This is a genomic window from Acinetobacter sp. CAU_H_S139_7, assembly GCF_058599305.1.
This window is the reverse complement of the sequence record NZ_CM178651.1, coordinates 3,338,322-3,357,370: the sequence shown is the minus strand read 5'-3', so window position 1 is coordinate 3,357,370 and position 19,049 is coordinate 3,338,322. Positions and strand designations below refer to the sequence as shown.

Below are 19,049 nucleotides of genomic sequence, written 5' to 3'. Positions count from 1 at the left end.
AACTGAACTTCAAAATAATTAGTTGCTCATTTTAAAAAAAATGGATAATTTTACGACACTAGGAACATCTAAAGACGCAATTTGTCGTAGTGGTGTACGCTTTCACTTGTATAGGCAGAGCCTGCGACATAGCATAAGAACTTAAACAAAAAACGATTAATTAGGATGACAGGTTGTTATGACGAACCTTGCGCATCAAGCGACAGAAAACCGTTCCGTAGCAGAATTTACTGAACAAGCATATCTCAACTACGCCATGTACGTGATCATGGATCGTGCCCTACCGCATATCAGCGATGGTTTAAAACCTGTACAACGCCGTATTGTATATGCCATGAGTGAGTTGGGCCTGAAACACAGCGGTAAACCCAAAAAATCTGCGCGTACCGTTGGCGATGTGCTCGGTAAGTATCACCCGCATGGTGATTCGGCCTGCTATGAAGCGATGGTGCTGATGGCGCAGCCTTTTAGTTATCGTTATCCATTTATTGAAGGTCAAGGTAACTGGGGTTCTCCCGATGATCCAAAATCGTTCGCGGCGATGCGTTATACCGAAGCCAAATTATCTCAGTATAGTGAAGTGCTTTTGTCTGAACTGGGACAGGGGACTTGTGACTGGCAGGACAACTTTGATGGTTCGATGAAAGAGCCTGTGACTTTACCTGCGCGTATCCCGAATATATTGTTAAATGGCACCACAGGCATCGCAGTTGGTATGGCTACGGACATTCCACCACACAACCTGCGTGAAGTCGTGAAAGGTACCATTGCCTTAATTCGCAATCCAAATTTAAGCGACGAAAAAGTCGCAGAATATATTCCTGCACCCGATTTGCCGACCAAAGCAGAAATTATTACGCCGCCTGAAGAGTTATTAAAAATACAAAGTACAGGTCGGGGCAGTTACCGTATGCGTTCGGTGTATCGCATCGAAAAAAATGAAATTGTGATCACGGACTTGCCTTATCAAGTTTCAGGTTCGAAAGTTATTTCGCAAATTGCAGATCAAATGCAGGCGAAAAAACTGCCTTTGGTGAGCGATGTACGAGATGAATCGGATCATCAAAACCCAACCCGTTTGGTAATTGTACTGCGCTCAAATCGGATTGATGCTGAAGCGGTGATGAGTCACCTTTTTGCCACCACCGATCTTGAGTCGAGCTATCGGGTCAATATGAACATGATTGGTGCGGATGGCCGTCCACAAGTGAAATCGATTCGTCGTATTTTGCTGGAGTGGATTGAAATTCGAAAGGAAACTGTTACCCGTCGTCTGCAATATCACCTGAATAAAATTGAAAAACGTTTACATATTTTGGGCGGTTTGATTATTGCCTATTTAAATATTGATGAAGTGATTCGTATTATTCGTGAAGAAGAACAGCCCAAAGCGGAGTTGATGTCACGTTTTAATATTGATGATATTCAGGCCGAAGCCATTTTAGAACTCAAGTTGCGTCATTTGGCCCGACTTGAAGAAATGGAAATGCGCCGTGAGCAAGAAGAGTTAGAGGCCAAAGCTGCACTGATTCGTGAACAGTTGGCCAATCCTGAGTCTTTAAAGACTTTAATCATCAATGAACTCAAAGATGATGCGAAAAAATATGGCGATGACCGTCGTTCACCAATCGTGCATCGAGCAGAAGCGACGGCGATGAGTGAGCAAGATTTCATGCCTGCTGATCCTGTGACCGTGGTCTTGTCTGAAGCAGGGTGGATTCGCTCAGCCAAAGGTCATGAAGTTGATGCCGAAAACCTGAACTTTCGTGCGGGCGATCAATACCTCAGTCATGCGCAAGGCAAATCGAATCAGCGCGTGTATGTACTGGATGAGTCAGGACGTAGTTATGCCCTAGCCATTAATAGCCTACCGTCCGCGCGTGGTCTGGGAGAACCGTTGAGTTCAAAATTGTCCCCAGCCAGTGGTATTGGTTTTAAACAAGTCTTTATTGCTGATGATGAAACCGAAGTCGTGGCGCTGAGCAGCAAAGGGTACGGTTTTAAAACACAGGCAAAACAGTTAGATACCAATGCAAAAGCAGGTAAGGCTTTCCTGACTTTACCTGAAAAAGCCACAGTCATGCCGTTAACCAGTGTTGATCAAGCCACCCATTTGGCGTTATTGACTTCAACGGGTCGTTTGTTGATTTTAGAGTTGTCAGAGTTGCCTGTTTTGAATAAAGGTAAAGGTAATAAATTGATACAACTTGAAGAGAAAGATCAAATTGTATTCATGACAAGATTAACGCTAGATGAAATACTGCAAGTCGTTGCAGGGCAGCAGCAATTAAAATTAAAGGGTGATGACTTGCAAAAATACATAGGCAAAAGAGCATCAAAAGGGCAGTTATTACCACGTGGTTATCAAAAAGCAAATAAACTGTTAGTTCAGAGATAAAACTAGCATCCATTGATCAAAATACGTTATATATGGTATGTATGCGGGAAATGGATGCAGTATTAAGCAACACAAGTTAAATAAAGAGCGCTTAATATTGAGAACAATAGTTGAAATTTAAGGATTACTGATAGGAGAATCGGGCGATATGGAAAAAATTTGGTTCGCAGAATACCAAAAAACGGGGATTCCAGAAACTGTAGAATTGCCACCAGAAAACACGTCATTAGTCGATGTTTTTGAACGAAATTTCCAAAAATTTGGCTCTCGTGATGCTTTTATTTTTATGGATAAAGTGCTCACTTTTAGTGAGTTAGAGGAAGCAAGCCGTAAATTTGCAACGTATTTACAAAGTCTGGGCCTAGCAAAAGGCTCACGTGTCGCTGTGATGATGCCGAACGTTCTTCAGTATCCTATCGTTGCTTTGGGTGTATTCCGTGCAGGTTTAGTACTGGTTAACGTCAATCCACTGTATACCGCGCGCGAACTTGAACATCAGTTAAATGACTCGGGTTCAGAAGTTTTGGTGATCATCGAAAACTTTGCCTCTGTTTATCAAGCGATTAATGGTAAAACGCCAGTTAAACATGTCGTGATTGCCTCTGTAGGTGACATGTTGGGTGCATTAAAAGGCACACTGGTAAACTTCGTATTACGTTCAGTGCGTAAGCAAATTCCAGCATGGAATATTCCTGGTCATATTCGCTTTAACGCAGCAATGTCGAAAGTCAGCGCGAGCAATTATAAGCGTCCGAACTTAACGTTAAGTGACACAGCAGTGCTTCAGTATACTGGCGGCACTACAGGGGTATCTAAAGGTGCAGAACTGACGCATCGCAACCTTGTGGCGAACATGTTGCAGTGTGACGGTATTTTCCAAAGTAAATTTGGTGCACAAGATGGTCAACCTGATGACCGCATTTTCTGTGCATTACCGCTATATCATATTTTTGCGTTCATGGTTTGTGCGATGTACGGCATGTACAAAGGCCAAGCCAACGTTTTGATTCCAAACCCGCGTGACTTACCTGCGGTGATGAAAGAGTTACGTAAATACCAACCGTCATTCTTCCCAGCAGTGAATACACTATTCAATGCTTTAGTGAACAATGAAGAGTTTAAGCAACTCGACCACAGCAAATTGAAAATGGCGATGGGCGGTGGTATGGCTGTGCTTCCTTCTACAGCAGAAGCGTGGAAGCGAATTACTGGAACCAACATCATTGAAGGTTACGGCTTATCTGAAACTTCACCTGTGGCAACGGCAAATCCGCCAGCGTCAGAAGAGTTCAGTGGCACGATTGGTATTCCATTGCCATTAACTGAAGTTGCAATTTTGGATGATGACGGTAAGGAAGTTGCACTGGGTGAACAAGGTGAGATTTCAATCCGTGGTCCACAAGTAATGCGTGGCTATTGGAACCGTCCAGATGAAACGGCTAAAGTGATGACTGAAGATGGTTTCTTCCGTACGGGTGACATTGGTGTCATGGACCCTCGCGGCTATGTGAAAATTGTAGACCGTAAGAAAGACATGATTTTGGTGTCAGGCTTTAACGTTTACCCTTCAGAAATTGAAGAAGTGGTTTCAAAACATCCTAAAGTATTGGAAGTCGCTGCCATTGGTGTACCTGATGAAAAATCAGGTGAAGTACCAAAACTGTTTGTGGTGAAGAAAGATCCATCTTTAACTACAGAAGAAGTCTTGGCCTTTGCGAAAGAGAACTTAACGGGTTACAAACGTCCGCGTTATGTTGAATTTTTGGATGAATTGCCAAAATCAAACGTAGGTAAAATCCTACGTAAAGATTTACGTAAAACAGCTTAAGTTCAAATAAAAAAAGCGCCGTCAGGCGCTTTTTTTCATGTTCGCATTTAATTTTTCATTAACCAGCGATCAATGTAGGGACGGCCAATGCCCAAGATGCCAACAAAGGTCAGCATCGTACCGCACTGACGACTAAAGGCTGGGAAAGCAAAACTACCAAAACTCAGTATATTATCGATCAGACAATAGACCGCTACTGCAAGCAACCAAGTCCATAGATTTTGACGTTTAATCCCGACCATCCAAAATGCAATGATCAGCATGACCAGTGTGCCAAGAGTCGAACCAATATTCATATTGGCACAAATGACCGCCAATAAAAATGCAGTAACAGGAAGCACAATCTTTAAAACACGATCTACTTGGCGTTGATGTTGGCGCTGAATTTCGAGCACGTCGAACATTTCTTTTTGATCAGGGCTAGCCATGCAGGAGTCTCATTGGGAAATTATAAAAACACTATAATTTAACCAAATTTATCCTCGGAATGCCATGCTATGATAGCCGTCGAAATGATCTTGATGAGAAAAAACCAATGCAAAGCATTAGCGGGATTATTTATCTCATTTTAATTGCTTGTTTACTGCCTTACGTATTTACAATCATTGCTAAAAAAACAGCAGGATTTCGCGCCAAAGATAATCAGCATCCGCGTGAATTTCTCGCCAAGACGACTGGTCTGGCAGCACGTGCCAATGCGGCACAGCAAAATAGCTTTGAGAGTTTACCCTTATTTATTGCCGCTATCTTAATGGCTGAATATATGGTGATTCCGCAAGTGGTCACCATGACGTTTGGTATTGCCTATCTTGTCTTTCGTGTGGTGTATGGTATTTGCTATTTGGCCAACTGGTCGACGCTTCGATCGATCGTTTGGCTGTTGTCACTGCTTTGTCCTATTTGTTTATTATTGTTGGTCATTCGACTGACGATGGGCTAAGTGCGAAACATACATATTTTCACCCAGTGGATGTATAATCGCAGAAATATTTTTTTCTCAAAAACCGTTATAATCGATGCGGTTTTTTAAAAGATTTAACTTGTTAAAGAGTGATGTTATGAGCTACAGCAATATCCCTGCGGGTAAAGATGCACCGAACGATATCTACGTGATCATCGAAATTCCTGCAAATGCAGCACCAATCAAATATGAAATTGATAAAGATTCGGATGCACTTTTTGTAGATCGTTTCATGGGTACAGCAATGTTCTACCCAGCGAACTATGGTTATGTACCAAACACCTTGTCTGAAGATGGTGACCCATTAGATGTACTTGTTGTAACGCCGCATCCAGTTGAACCAGGTTCAGTGATTCGTTGCCGTCCTGTGGGTAAATTGAACATGGAAGATGACGGTGGTATCGATGCGAAATTAATCGCAGTTCCACACGACAAGTTAACGCCAATTTATAAAGACGTGAAAGAATATACCGATCTTCCACCTTTACTGATTCAACAAGTTGAACACTTCTTCGCGCACTATAAAGACTTAGAGCCAGGGAAGTGGGTTAAATTAACAGGTTGGGAAGGTTCTGAAGTTGCTAAGCAAGAAGTGTTGAAAGCAATCGAAGCTGCTAAAAAATAATTTTGAAAAAATAAAGCCTGATTTTATTACCCTAAAATCAGGCTCATAAAAAAACCGCCATTCAATTGAATGGCGGTTTTTTATGAATTGATCTAAAGTGAATTAGAACAGTTTCACAGGAATATCAAGGAATAAACGCCATTCATTGGTTGAGCCAATGACATTGCTGACATATTGACCAGAAACATTATTATAGGTATCACTTGAACGTAAGTAAGAATAGCGAACACGTAGGCTTGCATCTTTCAATGCACCTGTTTGAACTGTATATTTGACTTGGTTAAAGAACTCATGTTCTTCGGCTTGGTCAATGATTTTTGAGCGATCTGTTATTTTAGCGATATCAATATCCCAACCATAAACAAATGCAGTTGTCCAGTTTAGACCAGGTAAACCGTGATTTTTGAAGTTGTAGTTATATTGTAGCCCGACAGATTTTTCATCATTACCATTAAAGTCACCTAAATAGGAATTAGGGACATAGATACTTTGTAAACCATCAGCATTATAGCCATAGTCATACCCAGTATTACCTGTGTTATCTTGATAAGAAAGCATGACATTATGTACATCTTTGCCATAGCCCACTGAAACAGCCCAAATCGAGTTTTTGCGGTTTGCTAGATCATCTGTGGTATGTGAATCAGTGAGCGCATCTTTATCCCATTTTGTATGATAACCCATGGCATCAAGTGTTAAGGTACTCTTGTCTTTTAAGCTTTGGGTAAAGTTTACATTGGCATAATGACGTTCTAGCTTATCTTGAACATCTAAGCCATAATACGATGAATTGAGTTGATCATTAAATTTATATTTAGCACCCCAAACTACTGCACGATCAAGTCCTTGACCTGTCACATCTTTATCGGTACTAATTTGGTTTGACATTTGGTTTTTTGTGAATTTACCTGCAACCACATTTAGATTTGGAATTTCATTACTTTCAATGAAAACACCTGTGTAATACTCAGGCACTAAACGGGCTTGATTACTTGCCATGACAGGAAGTGTTGACACCTGTGTACCATAAGTCACGGTTGTGTTGGAAATACGTGCTTTCACATTGGCACCACCACGAGCCCAATGATCATAAGCAAATCCACGATCATCTACAGGAATCATTTGATTACCCGTATTATTATTCGCACCAAGCTTGAAAGATGCATCACCTACTACGCCAACACCAAAGCCAACAATACCCTTTGTAAAGCCTGATTGAAGATCAAAAATGGCAGTTTGAGCAGTTGAGCTTGTATCATTTGTTAAACCGTCTTTTTTATCACGATTTAAAAAGCCTGTGCGGAATAGCACTGATCCTTCAGCGCCTTCAACGAAACCTTTAGATTCACTTTGCTCACTCGCAAAAGCTGTTGATATAAGTGCAGTTTGTACTAAAACTGCTAATGCTAATTTTTTTGTGTTTTGCATTGGGGAGCGAACCTTATACAAATTGGATGGAAAGAGAACAGCAATTGTATAAGTAATCGCTGAAAAATTTTCATTTTTATTTAACATATTCAACTAAAGTAATGCATTTTTTTGTAAGTGATATGTTTGAAATATTTTAATTTTGGTTAAAATATTCGGTTTGATAAAATAAACCTTTATAAAACATTGAATTATTTTTCTCCTCTTAATTCTGTTTTTTGCTATGTATTGCAGAAAATAATATATAGACTGTGAGGTCATTTTAGCTTATGAATCAAAGTGTTCAGTCATTTCTAGTCGTCTGGAATCGGTTCAGAATAACCTATACCCAGATTGGAAAATGATGAATTACACAGCAGTTGCCTAGATAAAATTGACCTATTGTTAAAAAATAGCTTTAAGATTTATGGGTATGGAATCAGTAAATGATTCATGTCTAAAGAGATTTTGAGAGCTTAAATGCATAAAAATTCACATAAAACTGCACTATTTTTAATTTTTTTCACTGGCAGTGTGTCGGTCAACGCAAGCGAGCCCCAGCAACAAAGCTCAAAAGGTGTGCTCAGTGGAAGCCTTGCTGTGCTCAGTCAGTATATTTATCGTGGGGGGATTGAAAATGATCAGCCTACCTTGCAAGCAGGGCTTGAATATGAACATGCATCTGGCCTATATGCTGGTTATTGGGCTTCAACACTGAATTATGATGCAGCAGATATCAGCAAAGATCACGGTGTTGAGCATGACTTTTATATGGGTTATGCAGGCACACTCAGTCCAGATGTAAGCTACCGCTCGCATATTGTGACTTATTTATATAATGATGGCGGCTCGGTCTATAGTGAGGATCGCACAGAACGCCGAAGTACAACTGGAGCGGAATTTGTAAATAGTCTGAGCTATAAAGACTTTGATGTAGGCGTCACGGTGGCTTTAGTGGATGTGAGCTATGCCAACGCGGGCGATACTTATTTAAGCCTTGCACATCATTATGCTCTTCCACAACACTTTCAATTCAATAGTTCAATTGGTGCATCGATTTATCGGCAGCATGATGATGCCATACTCACTACAGAGAAGAACTTTACTGTTAATGAAGTTCGCTTAGGCCTGAGTAGGCCCTTTGCAGAGACAGGGATCGAGATGTCTGCGGATTATATTTATGGTGTACATAACCGTATGGGCGAGGATTTAGAAGACTATCTAGTGCTGGGTTTAACTTACAACTTCTAAATTCTGTAGATATGAAAAGTGCATCCAGATCGGTTGGGGATGCACTTTTTTTATGCACTTAAAAACGTACGTTCCAAAGATGAGTCTCAAAATAGCGCATATTGTAAACAATTATGTTTGCTTGATGGGCTTGGCTTCAATTCACCGCGAAGATGTTTAACGATCAAGCTGAGTGCGAGTTAATTTTTTTATATTTAATATAAATTTAATAAAAACAAATTCTTAGTATGATTTTTTGAAAAATAGATCTGGTGTTGAATTGAATGTGGCATAGCTATTGCTACTACCTACATGAGTTTATCGAAATAACCAAAAAACGTCGGATACGATGTGGGGGAATCAAACAATGAAATTTGCACTTAAAGCATTATCTTTAGCTGTGGTGGCTTCAGCTTCTACATTCACTTTCGCAGATGACGAGCCAGCATTACCGTTTGGTTTCTCTTTTAGCGGAAGTGCTGCTGTAACAACCGACTATCGTTTCCGTGGTTTAACTCAAACCCAAAATGATCCAGCGGTACAAGCGGGCTTTACTTTGGCACATGACTCAGGCTTGTATTTGGGTCTTTGGGGTTCAAATGTTGACTTTGGTGAAGGTTCACCAAGCTTAGAGCTCGATCCATCGATTGGTTTTGCAACAACATTAGAAAGCTTTGCCAGCAAGCCAGTGCTTGATGTGGGTATGGTGTACTACAACTATCCAAGTGCAGATGATCTGAACTGGTTAGAGTTTTATGGCAAATTAACCTTTGCGAGTGTCTTCACTGAAGGAGACAGTCTACTGACCAATGTAAACTATACCAATGACTATGTTGCAGCAGATACAGACAGCTGGAACATCAATACTGGTTATGCGATTCCATTTGGTTCAACGGGCTTTGGTGGCGTTGCGAATGTGGGTTATACCGTGGTCAGTGATGAAGATAAATATTCATTTGGTGATGATGACAATTATGTCGATTGGAAAGTAGGTGTGACCTATGCATTCCAGTCTATTCCTGGTGCAACAGCAGAATTGGCAGCAGTAGGAACCAATATTGATACTGATAATCTGGATCATGTGACAGCACGTGGTGTAGAAACAGGTGCAGTATTTACTTTAACTAAAACTTTCTAAGTTTTAGCATTTTCAAAACCCCTCTAGCCCTTAGGACTAGAGGGGTTTTTCTATGTGGAATTTAGCGATTTTAGGCGTTTTGCTGTCGGTAGGAGAGAGCTTCGGTCAAATGTCCTGTTTGGATGTGCTCTGACTGAGCTAAATCTGCAATGGTTCTGGCCACCCTTAAAATCCGATGATAGCCCCGAGCAGACAAATTTAAACGCTGTTGTGCTTTTTCAAAGATTAAAGCCGCTTGTCCATCTAGCGGTGCGAATTGTTCGAGTTGTTTGGGTGATAAAGCCATATTGAGACAAGCTTGGCGCTGCATTTGCCATTGATAAGCTTGAATCACGCGCTCACGTACAGTTGCCGAGTCTTCTACGACTTGTGTGTCCTGCAATTCAGAAGCATGCAAGGGTGGTACATCAATATGTAAATCAATCCGATCCAGCAAAGGCCCTGAAATGCGGTTTTGGTAGCGTTTAATCGCCTCGGCTGAGCACTGGCAACGGCTATCTTGATTAAAAGCATAACCACAGGGACACGGGTTCATTGCGGCAATCAGTTGGAAATTGGCTGGAAAGGTGATCTGCCGTGAAGCACGCGAAATCACAATCTCTTTGGCTTCAATCGGCTGTCTTAAAACCTCCAACACCTTGCGGTCAAACTCTGGTAGCTCATCTAAAAACAGCACGCCTTTATGTGCCAAAGTAATTTCACCGGGTTTGGGTTGTGACCCGCTGTGAGAATCAGAAATAAATGAAACAAAAACTATCTCAAAGCCTTATTTTTAGTTAATAGTTAAGAAATAGATGAAACAAAAATACCCGAAATAAATGAAACATCGTTAAAAAATACCAGAAATAAGTGAAACATTGTTAAAACTGCATTTTTATAAGAAAAAAGGTGCTATTCTGTGTAAAAAATAAGCAGAAAGAGAGAGCCATGTATAAATCTGTTAGAAAAATTGGCCCAACCAGACGTAGTGTTTCAGGATACTACTCTTTTAGAAACACAGCTTCTATTCCTTATGAATCATCTTTGGAGCGTGACTTTGTTATGCTTCATGAATTTGATGACAATGTGGTTGAAATTATCTCACAGCCAGTTTCAATTCCATTTACCCTGAATGGGTGCAACTATCAATATCATCCAGATTATTTGGTGCTATTTCAGAGTTGCACCAAAAGTGGGATGTTGGTTGAAGTAAAACCAGAAGAAGAATGGCGAGAGCATTGGCGAATTTGGCGCACGAAATGGAAAGCGGCAGCTCGATGGGCAAAGGAACGCAATTTTTTATTCCATATCTATGATGAGTCTAGAATTCGTGGACAAGAACTAGAAAATATTAAAATCCTGAATAGTTTTAAAAAAACTGCTTTTAATGAACAGGAAATGCAGAAAGCTTATGACTTTATTCATGGTTCAGGAATGATCTCAGTTGCAGATTATTTGGTTCAGTTTCCTGTTGCTCAACATACTAGACAGTCCCAACTGCTATGGCAGCTTCTGGCAAAAAGGATATTGGTGACAGACTTATCCTTACCTCTAAATAAGAATTCAATGATTGAGGTAAGTGGCTATGGAAAATAATTCTAAAGACACTCCGATTTCCCTTAATCGGGAACAATTAGATTTCTCTGTTGGGGCATCAGTCATTCATATACCCAGTGGTAAGACTTATAAAATTAAACGGCAGATTGATTTTTCATATATTGAATGCCAGTGCGCCGAGACTGGTAGGGTAGAGGTTTTACCCCTCCTATCTCTGGCAAAAGCAAATTATCCAGTAGAGATGAATTATCCAGACTTAAACAATATTGAGCCTAATGCTTGGAAAGAAGCAGAACGTAGGTATAACCTGATTTTGCCTCTACTGAATAGGGCGGTTTCGGGGCGAAAAGAGATTGAGGAATATGCAAAAGAAAAAGGTCTAGGATATGTGACTTTATATCGATGGTTCAGAGTTTATAAGGCAACAGGTGCTGTAACTTCTTTAATACCGAAACAACGAGGGTGGCAAGAAGGTAATTCACGTTTAACGCCCGAACAAGACAAAATTATTAATGATGCCATTCAGGAATATTATTTATCGTCTCAGAGATTATCTCAACAAGAAGTGTTTAAACAGGTAAAAATTGTCTGTAGCCAAAATAATATTCCAAGACCTACGCAAAACTCTGTTCGTAAGCGAATACTAGAATTATCAGCTAAGGCTGTTTTATACGGCCGTGGGCAGCCTAAAAAGGCCAAAGATAAATTTTCCCCGAAAGCAGGTAAGTTTCCGAACGTATTCTATCCGCTTGATGTGATTCAAATAGATCATACACCAGTAGACTTGATGTTGGTTGATGATGTGAATAGACAGTCGATAGGGCGACCTTGGGTTACTTTTGCTATTGATGTGTATAGCCGCATGATTCTTGGTTATTACCTATCTCTTGATGCGCCATCTGAAACCTCAGTTGCGATGTGTATAGCACATGCTGTTTTACCCAAAGAGGAGTGGTTGGCAGCGAAAGAGATAGATGGTGAATGGAGAGTTTGGGGAATTCCTAAAAAGATTCATGTAGATAATGGGCCAGATTTTCGCACAGAAACCTTGAGGCGAGCATGTCTGGAATATGACATCACCTTAGAGTTTAGACCAGTTAAAGTGCCTAATTATGGTGGGCATATTGAGCGTTTGGTCGGAACTTTCATGGAAAAAGTTCATAGATTAAAAGGTACAACCTTTTCTAACATTAAGGAACGGGCTGAATATGATTCTGAAAAATATGCCTGCATGACATTCGATGAAGCTGAAAGGTGGATTCTGAAACAAATTGTGATGATCTATCATAAAGAGATCCACTCTGCCTTGGCTATGTCACCTACCAGTAAATGGCGTGATGGAATTTTTGGAACTGGTGATGAGATAGGCTGCGGTCTGCCACATGTACCTGCTAATCCTAAAACTGTGATGTTGGATTTTATGCCATTTGAAGAGCGTACTATCCAGAATACAGGTGTGACTTGGGATGGGGTTCGATACTTTGATTTTATACTTGCTCCTTATATTGGGTTACAGGGAGAGGATGGTAAGGCACGTAAGTATATCTTCCGTAGAGATCCCCGTGATATTTCCATTATTTATTTCTTAAATCCTGATACGAAAAACTATATTCCAATTCCTGTAGCTAATCAGAACTTGCCATCCACCAGTCTATGGCAGTTACGTGCGAGTAAAAAACGGTTAAAAGAACGTGGCCTCAAGGACTACAACGAACATCAAATCATTGAAACGCTGATTGAAATGCAACAGCTTGTTGAGAATGCTGAGGCACAAACTAAAAAAATGAGACGTATCAGACAACGGAGCAAAATCCATCAAAAAAATATTACGCCAGTTCAACCTATTGAAAAACAGCAACGTCCTGAAAATGTAGTCACACCTAAAATGGATGGATTATTGGATGCTGATGTTATTCAGCCATTTGAGGATATTCAATGATGCAGAACTTCACACATATTCATCCAAAGTTTCAGCACATTGCGGTTTTATCCGATGCTGAAAGAATTGAATTTATTAATACGGCACGTTGGATTGGTTATCAGTCTGCAAAGGATATTTTGCAGCGTTTGGAGGATTTATTTATTTTTCCCAAAAGACCAAGAATGCCCAATTTAATGATTGTAGGCGAATCCAATAACGGTAAAACCACTCTGATTCAGCATTTCTATGAAAAATATAAAGAACCCTATGAAACTGAAGATTTAGAGTTGGTCATTCCCATCATACTGATTGAAGCTCCCAGTACCGCAAATGAAAAGGCATTGTATATTTCTATCCTAGAGAAAATGGCTGCACCGTATCGGCAAACGGCTTCTACTGAAATCCTGTATACGCAGGCTTTGCATTTAATGCGTACCTACAGTGTAAAAATGCTCATTATTGATGAGTTTCATTCGATGTTTACGGGAACAGCACGTAAACAACGAGAGATGATGAATGCCCTAAAAAGACTATGTAATGAGCTACAAATACCGATTGTTGGTGTCGGAACTGGAAATGCGGTCAATATCCTTTTTACCGATAAGCAGTTTGCCAGTCGGTTTGAGGTAGCGGAACTCCCTGTGTGGCCGTTAAATGCTGATTTTCAACGAATGTTGATGTCGTTTGAACAGATTCTGCCACTGAAACATAAATCTAATCTACATGAGCCTAGTGTGGCACAAGCCATTTATTACAAGTCTGAGGGTAATCTGGGGAATATCAGTAACCTTCTGGCAAGGTGTGCGATTAAGGCAATACGCAATGGTTCAGAAATCATTGACCTTGATTTAATCAATGCACAGAAAGATTTCCTTTCCACTACAAGGGGGCGGGTATGAAAATTTCCATATTGCGCACCCCACATTTAATTGTGGATGAAACCTTAAGTTCTTGGTTGGTTCGTTCAGCTTTGTACCAAGGTTGTGATCCTATGGTTTTGTCGTGGCGTATCTGGGACAAGTACCGAATCTGGACGATAGATTTTGAACGGAATTTACCGTATGAGCATCTATTTGCATTGTCCAAGGCAACAGGTCTGGGAATTGATGTACTGAATGAAATGCTACTCATTCATCAGGCAAAGAAATGTGTTCATGATTTTAATACTGAGAGTGCGATTTGGTCATGGGTATTGTGTCAGGGTAACAGGAATCGTAAGAAATCAGTAGGTCAGCAGTATTGCTCGCATTGTCTTGCGGAAGGTACGCCTTATCTACGCAAGGAATGGAGAATGGCATGGGCGACAGTGTGTACCAAACATCAGGTGCTGTTGCAGGATTCCTGCCCTGAATGTGGTTTCTATTTCTCACCGCATAAATTGAAAGGCTTGGAACAAGTATTGTCTATCTGCCATCACTGTGGTTTTGATCTGCGAACCAGTAAAGGTATACAAGGAAACTCTGCATTCCAGAAGGCGGCTCAAGCTGCAATTCAACAGGGCTATGCCAACTATGGGAATACCTCTTTATTAACAGCTGAATGGTTCTCTGTCGCAAAAGTCTTTGTTCTGTTGTTAAGGAAAGCTGCTGCACATCAGGATGGCCGCTTTGCCAATATCTTTGCTGATTTAGGTATTTGTATAGAGAAATTAGTTTTACCTAGGACTGTAGGAACGTTTGAATGGCTTCCAATTGCTGAGAGACATGGTTTATTAAGGGATTGCTACACCTTATTGCGACAGCCTCTAGAAACGTTTATAGCAGTTGCTCAATCGCATTCACTCACCGCCAATGCAATTCTAAATGTTGTTCCGCAGGATAAGTTACCCAAAACACTATTTCCTTTGGTGAACAGTTTAGAACTGCAAAGCAAGAATTACTCAAAACGCCAGCTTGGAAATGAGCCTGCTTCTGAGAAGAGTGTTATGCGGAAGTGGGCAAGATTACAGCGTAAAGTTCAGAGGATTGTAGCCTCATGAAAGATTGTAGTCAGTGCGGCAAATCCGTTATTAAATATCATCGTATTTATAAGGGTGAGGGATATTGCCATACTTGCTATGTTCGTGTGTTTAAGCTGCTGCCATGCTCAAAATGTGGTGAGATTCATCGACTTTATTATAAGGAAGAACAAGCAATTTGTGAGGCTTGTCGTCATAACAAACCTTGTATCCGATGTGGTAAGGAAGGGTATGAAATAGGGAAAATCACAGCGTATGGGCCTGTCTGTAACTCATGCAGCCCATATTTCAGGGAGAAAAAGCCTTGCGGTTATTGTGGTGTGCTGTCCTCAAAATTAACCAAAACTGAAAAGAATGGTACGGGTCTTTCAATCTGTCCTAAATGCTATCGAAAAGAGAAAGGTTATGAAACTTGTCCCCAATGTCATAAGAATCGCCTCTTAATAGAAACAGAACATGGCAAGATGTGTAAGAAATGCCATGAAGTTGGATTGATTAATTGCCAGACCTGTGGAATAAAGATGCCTGCTGGGATGGGGAGTATCTGTGACTCCTGTAGTTGGTTAAAGCGGTTCATGCAAAGAGTCCATCTACTAAAATTTACCATTCCTGCTGAACAGATAAGAGCAGCTTTTATTGAGTTCTCTAAATGGCTATTACAGGATGTTGGTAATCATAAAGCCGCATTGACTATTGAGCTGTATGTGCCTTTTTTTGTAGAAATTACTCGATACTGGAATAAATTACCTTCATACGAGGTGATACTTCATCACTTTAAGCCGAAAGGATTGAGAAAATACCTCAAAGTGAAACAATGGTTACATATCCTTTATCAAGGAAATATTCAGGATTCTAAAAAAACAGATTTGGCTGAAGAGAGTAGGATAGATGCCTTATTTGCCAAGATTGCTGATCAACCTATTGCCTGTGAACTATTACAAGGTTATCGGGCTGAACTTATGACAAGACTTTATGCAGGCAGAACTACGTTAAAATCAGTGAGATTGGCTCTACAACCTGCTGTTGGTCTACTATTGCAGAGAATAAACCAGATACCGACTCAATCTGAGGTTGGGATGTATTTGGCAGAGAGATCAGGTCAACGAGCCGCTTTAACAGGGTTCATCAACTATCTGAACAAAAATTATGATTTGAACTTAATTTGTGGACATAGTGAAAAAGAAAAGATTCAGGCTCAACAACGAAAACAGAAGAATCTAGAAAATGAGATGATTGTTTTTATTATCAAAAGTAGGGAAGAACAGAATTCAATCCATATTATTGATTGGATTAGGCTTTCCATGCGGTATTTTCATGATTGTTCTTACAAGACTTCAAGCAAATTTGAGGTGAATCAAGATCAGTGTACAGTGTTGCAAGATGGTAAAACGTATGTTCTACCTTGGTTACAATAGTTGATATTACTTATTTTTGTTAACGGAATTCCTATTAAACCTCATATCTTTAGTGTAAACTTTTACTCTAAATTTGTTTAGGAAAGATTCTGAAATTATGGAATGTACATGATGATGTAATCATGTTATTGATTGTTCCATATAGAATTAAGTCTAGACGAAGAGTGAGTTAATATTATTAACTTTTTCCTCTAGAAAATACTTTTCTTAATTTCGAGTAGTTTTGATGTGGTATAGCCTCTCAAAAGTATCCTAGTACATAAATCTTTAATTTGGAGACATCTCTTGGTTGATTTTGTTTTGAACAGATTGGTAAATGTAGATATGTATAAAGAAAACTATATTTAACCATAGTAGAAATAACTAACTAAGTATGTTGTATAACCAATAGGGTTTAATTGAATGAAATTAATATTAAAAAATATAGGATTGCTTAAGGATGCGGAGCTTGAGCTATCTAGATTAAGCTTAATTGCTGGTGAAAATGATAATGGTAAAAGTACTGTTGGTAAGGTTATATTCTGTCTTGTAAAAGCCATCAATAGATATAGAGAAGATTTGGAAGAGTCGAAAGAATATCGAATAGAAGAAGAGTTCAGAAATGTATTTTTCTTTTTAAGAACTTTGTCTAATGAGCGTTATGAATTTAAAAGCGATACTCTACGTACATTACAAAGTTCTGAATATGATTTTAGTACTAAAATAGATGCATTAAATCAAATTATTGATGAGTTAAAAAATTCTTTTCTTGAGACTGAAACTTTACATCAATTCATTAATCTACGAGATAAAATTTTGGCAATGATAGAAAAGCCAGAGGATACTCGTGAACTAATGGAAAATGCTTTAAATAAGGTTTTTGTAGCCGAATTCGATTCTCGTATACTATTAGATGGCGAGGATGAAGGCTTTATTGGACTCTATGAGCAAAACATAAAGTTAATTGAAGTTAAAATATTTAAAAATAAAATACATTTAGTTAATAATGTGGAGCCTATTGTTTTAGAGGATGCAACATTTATTGAAACTCCTTTAATTCTAAATAATCATGATTTATTAATTAGAAGTAAATCGGCTTTTAATTTAAAAAAACGAACTCTATCTCATTTAGGAATTCCATATACAACATTTCATACAAAAGATTTATTCGATAAACTAATAGAACCTCCATTTGGAGATTTATTTGATACGAATATAAATAAATTAGTTGAAAGAAAATTACGTGAAGTTGTAAATGGTGAAATTATTTATGACAATAGAGAGAAAGACTTTATTTTTAAGAAAGATCAAGGAAGCTCAGTCCCAATAAGAAATACAGCTAGTGGGATTAAAGTATTTGGTATTCTTCAATTGTTATCTAGTAATGATTTTATTAATAAAAAGTCATTGTTGGTCTTTGATGAACCTGAAAATCATTTACACCCAAAATGGCAATTAAAACTAGCTGAAATTTTAATAGACCTTGCTGAGCAAGGAGTTTATATTCTTGTTTCTTCACATAGTCCATATATGATAGAGGCGCTTAAAAGATATTCGGATTTAGCAGGTTTAGAAAAAGAATCAAGCTTTTACTTAGCCAAAGAGAATTCAATTCAAAACAAAGATAAACTTGAAGAAATATTTCAGGTTTTATCTGAGCCATTTGAAGTATTTAGAAAAATGGATAGAGAAATTTTAAAAGATGAATAAATATTGTATCAAAGAATTTTTATCTAATACTTTAGAAAGTCATGAGTCAACATTAAAAGAAACAAGCTTTGATAAAACAAACAATGAGTATTTATGTGAAGATGAAAAATTAAGAGTTATTTATGATTTTGATAGTTACGTACGTCAAAATTTTGACCAAAGGCTCTTGCCTGCATCTCCTGATGCTATCTATGTTGGAAATAAAAAGCTTTATTTTATAGAGTTTAAAAATCAAAATCCTTCAGATATTGATAAATCTCAAATGAAACGTAAGTTTGAAAGCGGGACAAAGATATTAAAAGAGGAGTTACTAAATGGTTTCTACCCTAAAGATGTTGAGTATATTTTCTGTGTTGTATATAAAAAACCTAGAGCCAGATATTTCAACCCTTATGCCATAGAGTCAAATATTCCTAAATTTGGTTTGGAAGAAAAGAATGAGGAGTTAGGTCATTTTTATTCAAAAATAATAACTGAACCAGTTGAATTTTATAAAGAAGAGTTTGCAGAGTTAGACTGTTAAAGGCTTTTTGAAGAATCTATATTAGCTTATTTGTCGAGATACTTTAGTTTGGTCTACCGTTTTACGTGGTAGACTACTTTAAAAATTAATGTGGTATCTGATTTAAATCTCTATAGTTTATAAGATCGGTTAACTATTCTGGATTTTTTTAATAATCATTATTTAAAGTGAATAGTTTTTAGCTTCAAATATGAAAGGAAATTACTTAATTTTTTGACTCTAGGGTAATTGACTGAGGGGGTAATTAAATTTATCATCCCTCTGCTGACCTAAATTGTCAGTCGGTTTTAGCAGACCGTGGCGTATAGCGTACCTGATTCATACTTTTCGAAGTGTGGGTTTATGTGCGAAACCCTCGTGTTCCCCCTTTGCGGTAGAACGGGAGGGGGACGCTTCGTGCGTGCTGGTTCTATATGCCCAG

Annotated in this window: 15 protein-coding genes and 1 pseudogene; 13 read left to right on the top strand and 3 right to left on the bottom strand. The window is 38.9% G+C overall.

The features are described from left to right. Window positions 1-178 precede the first annotated feature (178 nt). Together parC and AC4MC0_RS16265 are read left to right on the top strand one after the other, a co-directional pair. Window positions 179-2,398, top strand: a complete 2,220-nt coding sequence (gene parC, locus AC4MC0_RS16270) for a DNA topoisomerase IV subunit A (RefSeq protein WP_058868710.1) — start codon at window positions 179-181, stop codon at window positions 2,396-2,398. A gap of 148 nt (window positions 2,399-2,546) precedes the next feature. Next, the gene (locus AC4MC0_RS16265; RefSeq protein ID WP_004692881.1) at window positions 2,547-4,226 is read left to right on the top strand and encodes an AMP-binding protein; all 1,680 of its coding nucleotides are present in this window, start codon (window positions 2,547-2,549) and stop codon (window positions 4,224-4,226) included. A gap of 47 nt (window positions 4,227-4,273) precedes the next feature. On the opposite strand, the gene AC4MC0_RS16260 is transcribed toward AC4MC0_RS16265, so the two are convergent. Beyond that, window positions 4,274-4,654, bottom strand: a complete 381-nt coding sequence (locus AC4MC0_RS16260; RefSeq protein WP_058868712.1) for a hypothetical protein — start codon at window positions 4,652-4,654, stop codon at window positions 4,274-4,276. Window positions 4,655-4,761: 107 nt separating this feature from the next. Between AC4MC0_RS16260 and AC4MC0_RS16255 the strand changes: the two genes are divergently transcribed. Next, the gene (locus tag AC4MC0_RS16255; protein WP_005401007.1) at window positions 4,762-5,166 is read left to right on the top strand and encodes an MAPEG family protein; all 405 of its coding nucleotides are present in this window, start codon (window positions 4,762-4,764) and stop codon (window positions 5,164-5,166) included. A gap of 118 nt (window positions 5,167-5,284) precedes the next feature. Continuing rightward, a complete protein-coding gene (gene ppa, locus AC4MC0_RS16250) occupies window positions 5,285-5,812 on the top strand; it encodes an inorganic diphosphatase (protein ID WP_058868713.1) in 528 nt (175 codons plus the stop codon). A gap of 102 nt (window positions 5,813-5,914) precedes the next feature. On the opposite strand, the gene AC4MC0_RS16245 is transcribed toward ppa, so the two are convergent. Continuing rightward, window positions 5,915-7,240 carry an OprD family outer membrane porin gene (locus AC4MC0_RS16245; RefSeq protein ID WP_010325681.1) on the bottom strand — a complete coding sequence of 442 codons (1,326 nt, stop codon included), beginning with the start codon at window positions 7,238-7,240 and terminating at the stop codon, window positions 5,915-5,917. 459 nt (window positions 7,241-7,699) lie between these two features. Between AC4MC0_RS16245 and AC4MC0_RS16240 the strand changes: the two genes are divergently transcribed. Together AC4MC0_RS16240 and AC4MC0_RS16235 are read left to right on the top strand one after the other, a co-directional pair. Continuing rightward, entirely contained in the window at window positions 7,700-8,470 is a 771-nt protein-coding gene (locus AC4MC0_RS16240; protein WP_058868714.1) for a TorF family putative porin, read from the top strand. A 346-nt stretch (window positions 8,471-8,816) separates the two neighbouring features. Beyond that, window positions 8,817-9,587 (top strand): TorF family putative porin, encoded by a 771-nt coding sequence (locus AC4MC0_RS16235; protein WP_201953254.1) that lies wholly within the window; start codon window positions 8,817-8,819, stop codon window positions 9,585-9,587. 70 nt (window positions 9,588-9,657) lie between these two features. Here AC4MC0_RS16235 and AC4MC0_RS16230 read toward each other — a convergent pair. Continuing rightward, window positions 9,658-10,308: pseudogene (locus AC4MC0_RS16230) on the bottom strand (ATP-binding protein); the annotation flags it as partial. Between the two features lie 206 nt (window positions 10,309-10,514). On the opposite strand from AC4MC0_RS16230, the gene AC4MC0_RS16225 reads away from it, so the two are divergent. The 7 genes from AC4MC0_RS16225 (at window position 10,515) to AC4MC0_RS16195 (ending at window position 18,628) form a co-directional block, all read left to right on the top strand. Next, window positions 10,515-11,162: a TnsA endonuclease N-terminal domain-containing protein gene (locus AC4MC0_RS16225; RefSeq protein WP_491887150.1), complete on the top strand. Its 648-nt coding sequence runs from the start codon at window positions 10,515-10,517 to the stop codon at window positions 11,160-11,162. Next, entirely contained in the window at window positions 11,152-13,062 is a 1,911-nt protein-coding gene (locus AC4MC0_RS16220; protein WP_068557539.1) for a TnsB C-terminal domain-containing protein, read from the top strand. The genes AC4MC0_RS16225 and AC4MC0_RS16220 overlap by 11 nt, the downstream gene beginning before the upstream one ends. Further along, on the top strand, window positions 13,059-13,943 hold the full coding sequence (locus tag AC4MC0_RS16215; protein WP_068557542.1) for a TniB family NTP-binding protein: 885 nt from the start codon (window positions 13,059-13,061) through the stop codon (window positions 13,941-13,943). The genes AC4MC0_RS16220 and AC4MC0_RS16215 overlap by 4 nt, the downstream gene beginning before the upstream one ends. Further along, the gene (locus AC4MC0_RS16210) at window positions 13,940-15,022 is read left to right on the top strand and encodes a TniQ family protein (protein ID WP_068557544.1); all 1,083 of its coding nucleotides are present in this window, start codon (window positions 13,940-13,942) and stop codon (window positions 15,020-15,022) included. The genes AC4MC0_RS16215 and AC4MC0_RS16210 overlap by 4 nt, the downstream gene beginning before the upstream one ends. Continuing rightward, window positions 15,019-16,416 (top strand): hypothetical protein, encoded by a 1,398-nt coding sequence (locus tag AC4MC0_RS16205; protein ID WP_068557546.1) that lies wholly within the window; start codon window positions 15,019-15,021, stop codon window positions 16,414-16,416. Before AC4MC0_RS16210 ends, AC4MC0_RS16205 begins: the two co-directional genes overlap by 4 nt. 402 nt (window positions 16,417-16,818) lie before the next feature. Further along, window positions 16,819-18,105: an AAA family ATPase gene (locus tag AC4MC0_RS16200; RefSeq protein WP_068557548.1), complete on the top strand. Its 1,287-nt coding sequence runs from the start codon at window positions 16,819-16,821 to the stop codon at window positions 18,103-18,105. Beyond that, window positions 18,098-18,628 (top strand): hypothetical protein, encoded by a 531-nt coding sequence (locus AC4MC0_RS16195; protein WP_068557550.1) that lies wholly within the window; start codon window positions 18,098-18,100, stop codon window positions 18,626-18,628. The genes AC4MC0_RS16200 and AC4MC0_RS16195 overlap by 8 nt, the downstream gene beginning before the upstream one ends. Window positions 18,629-19,049 lie beyond the last annotated feature (421 nt).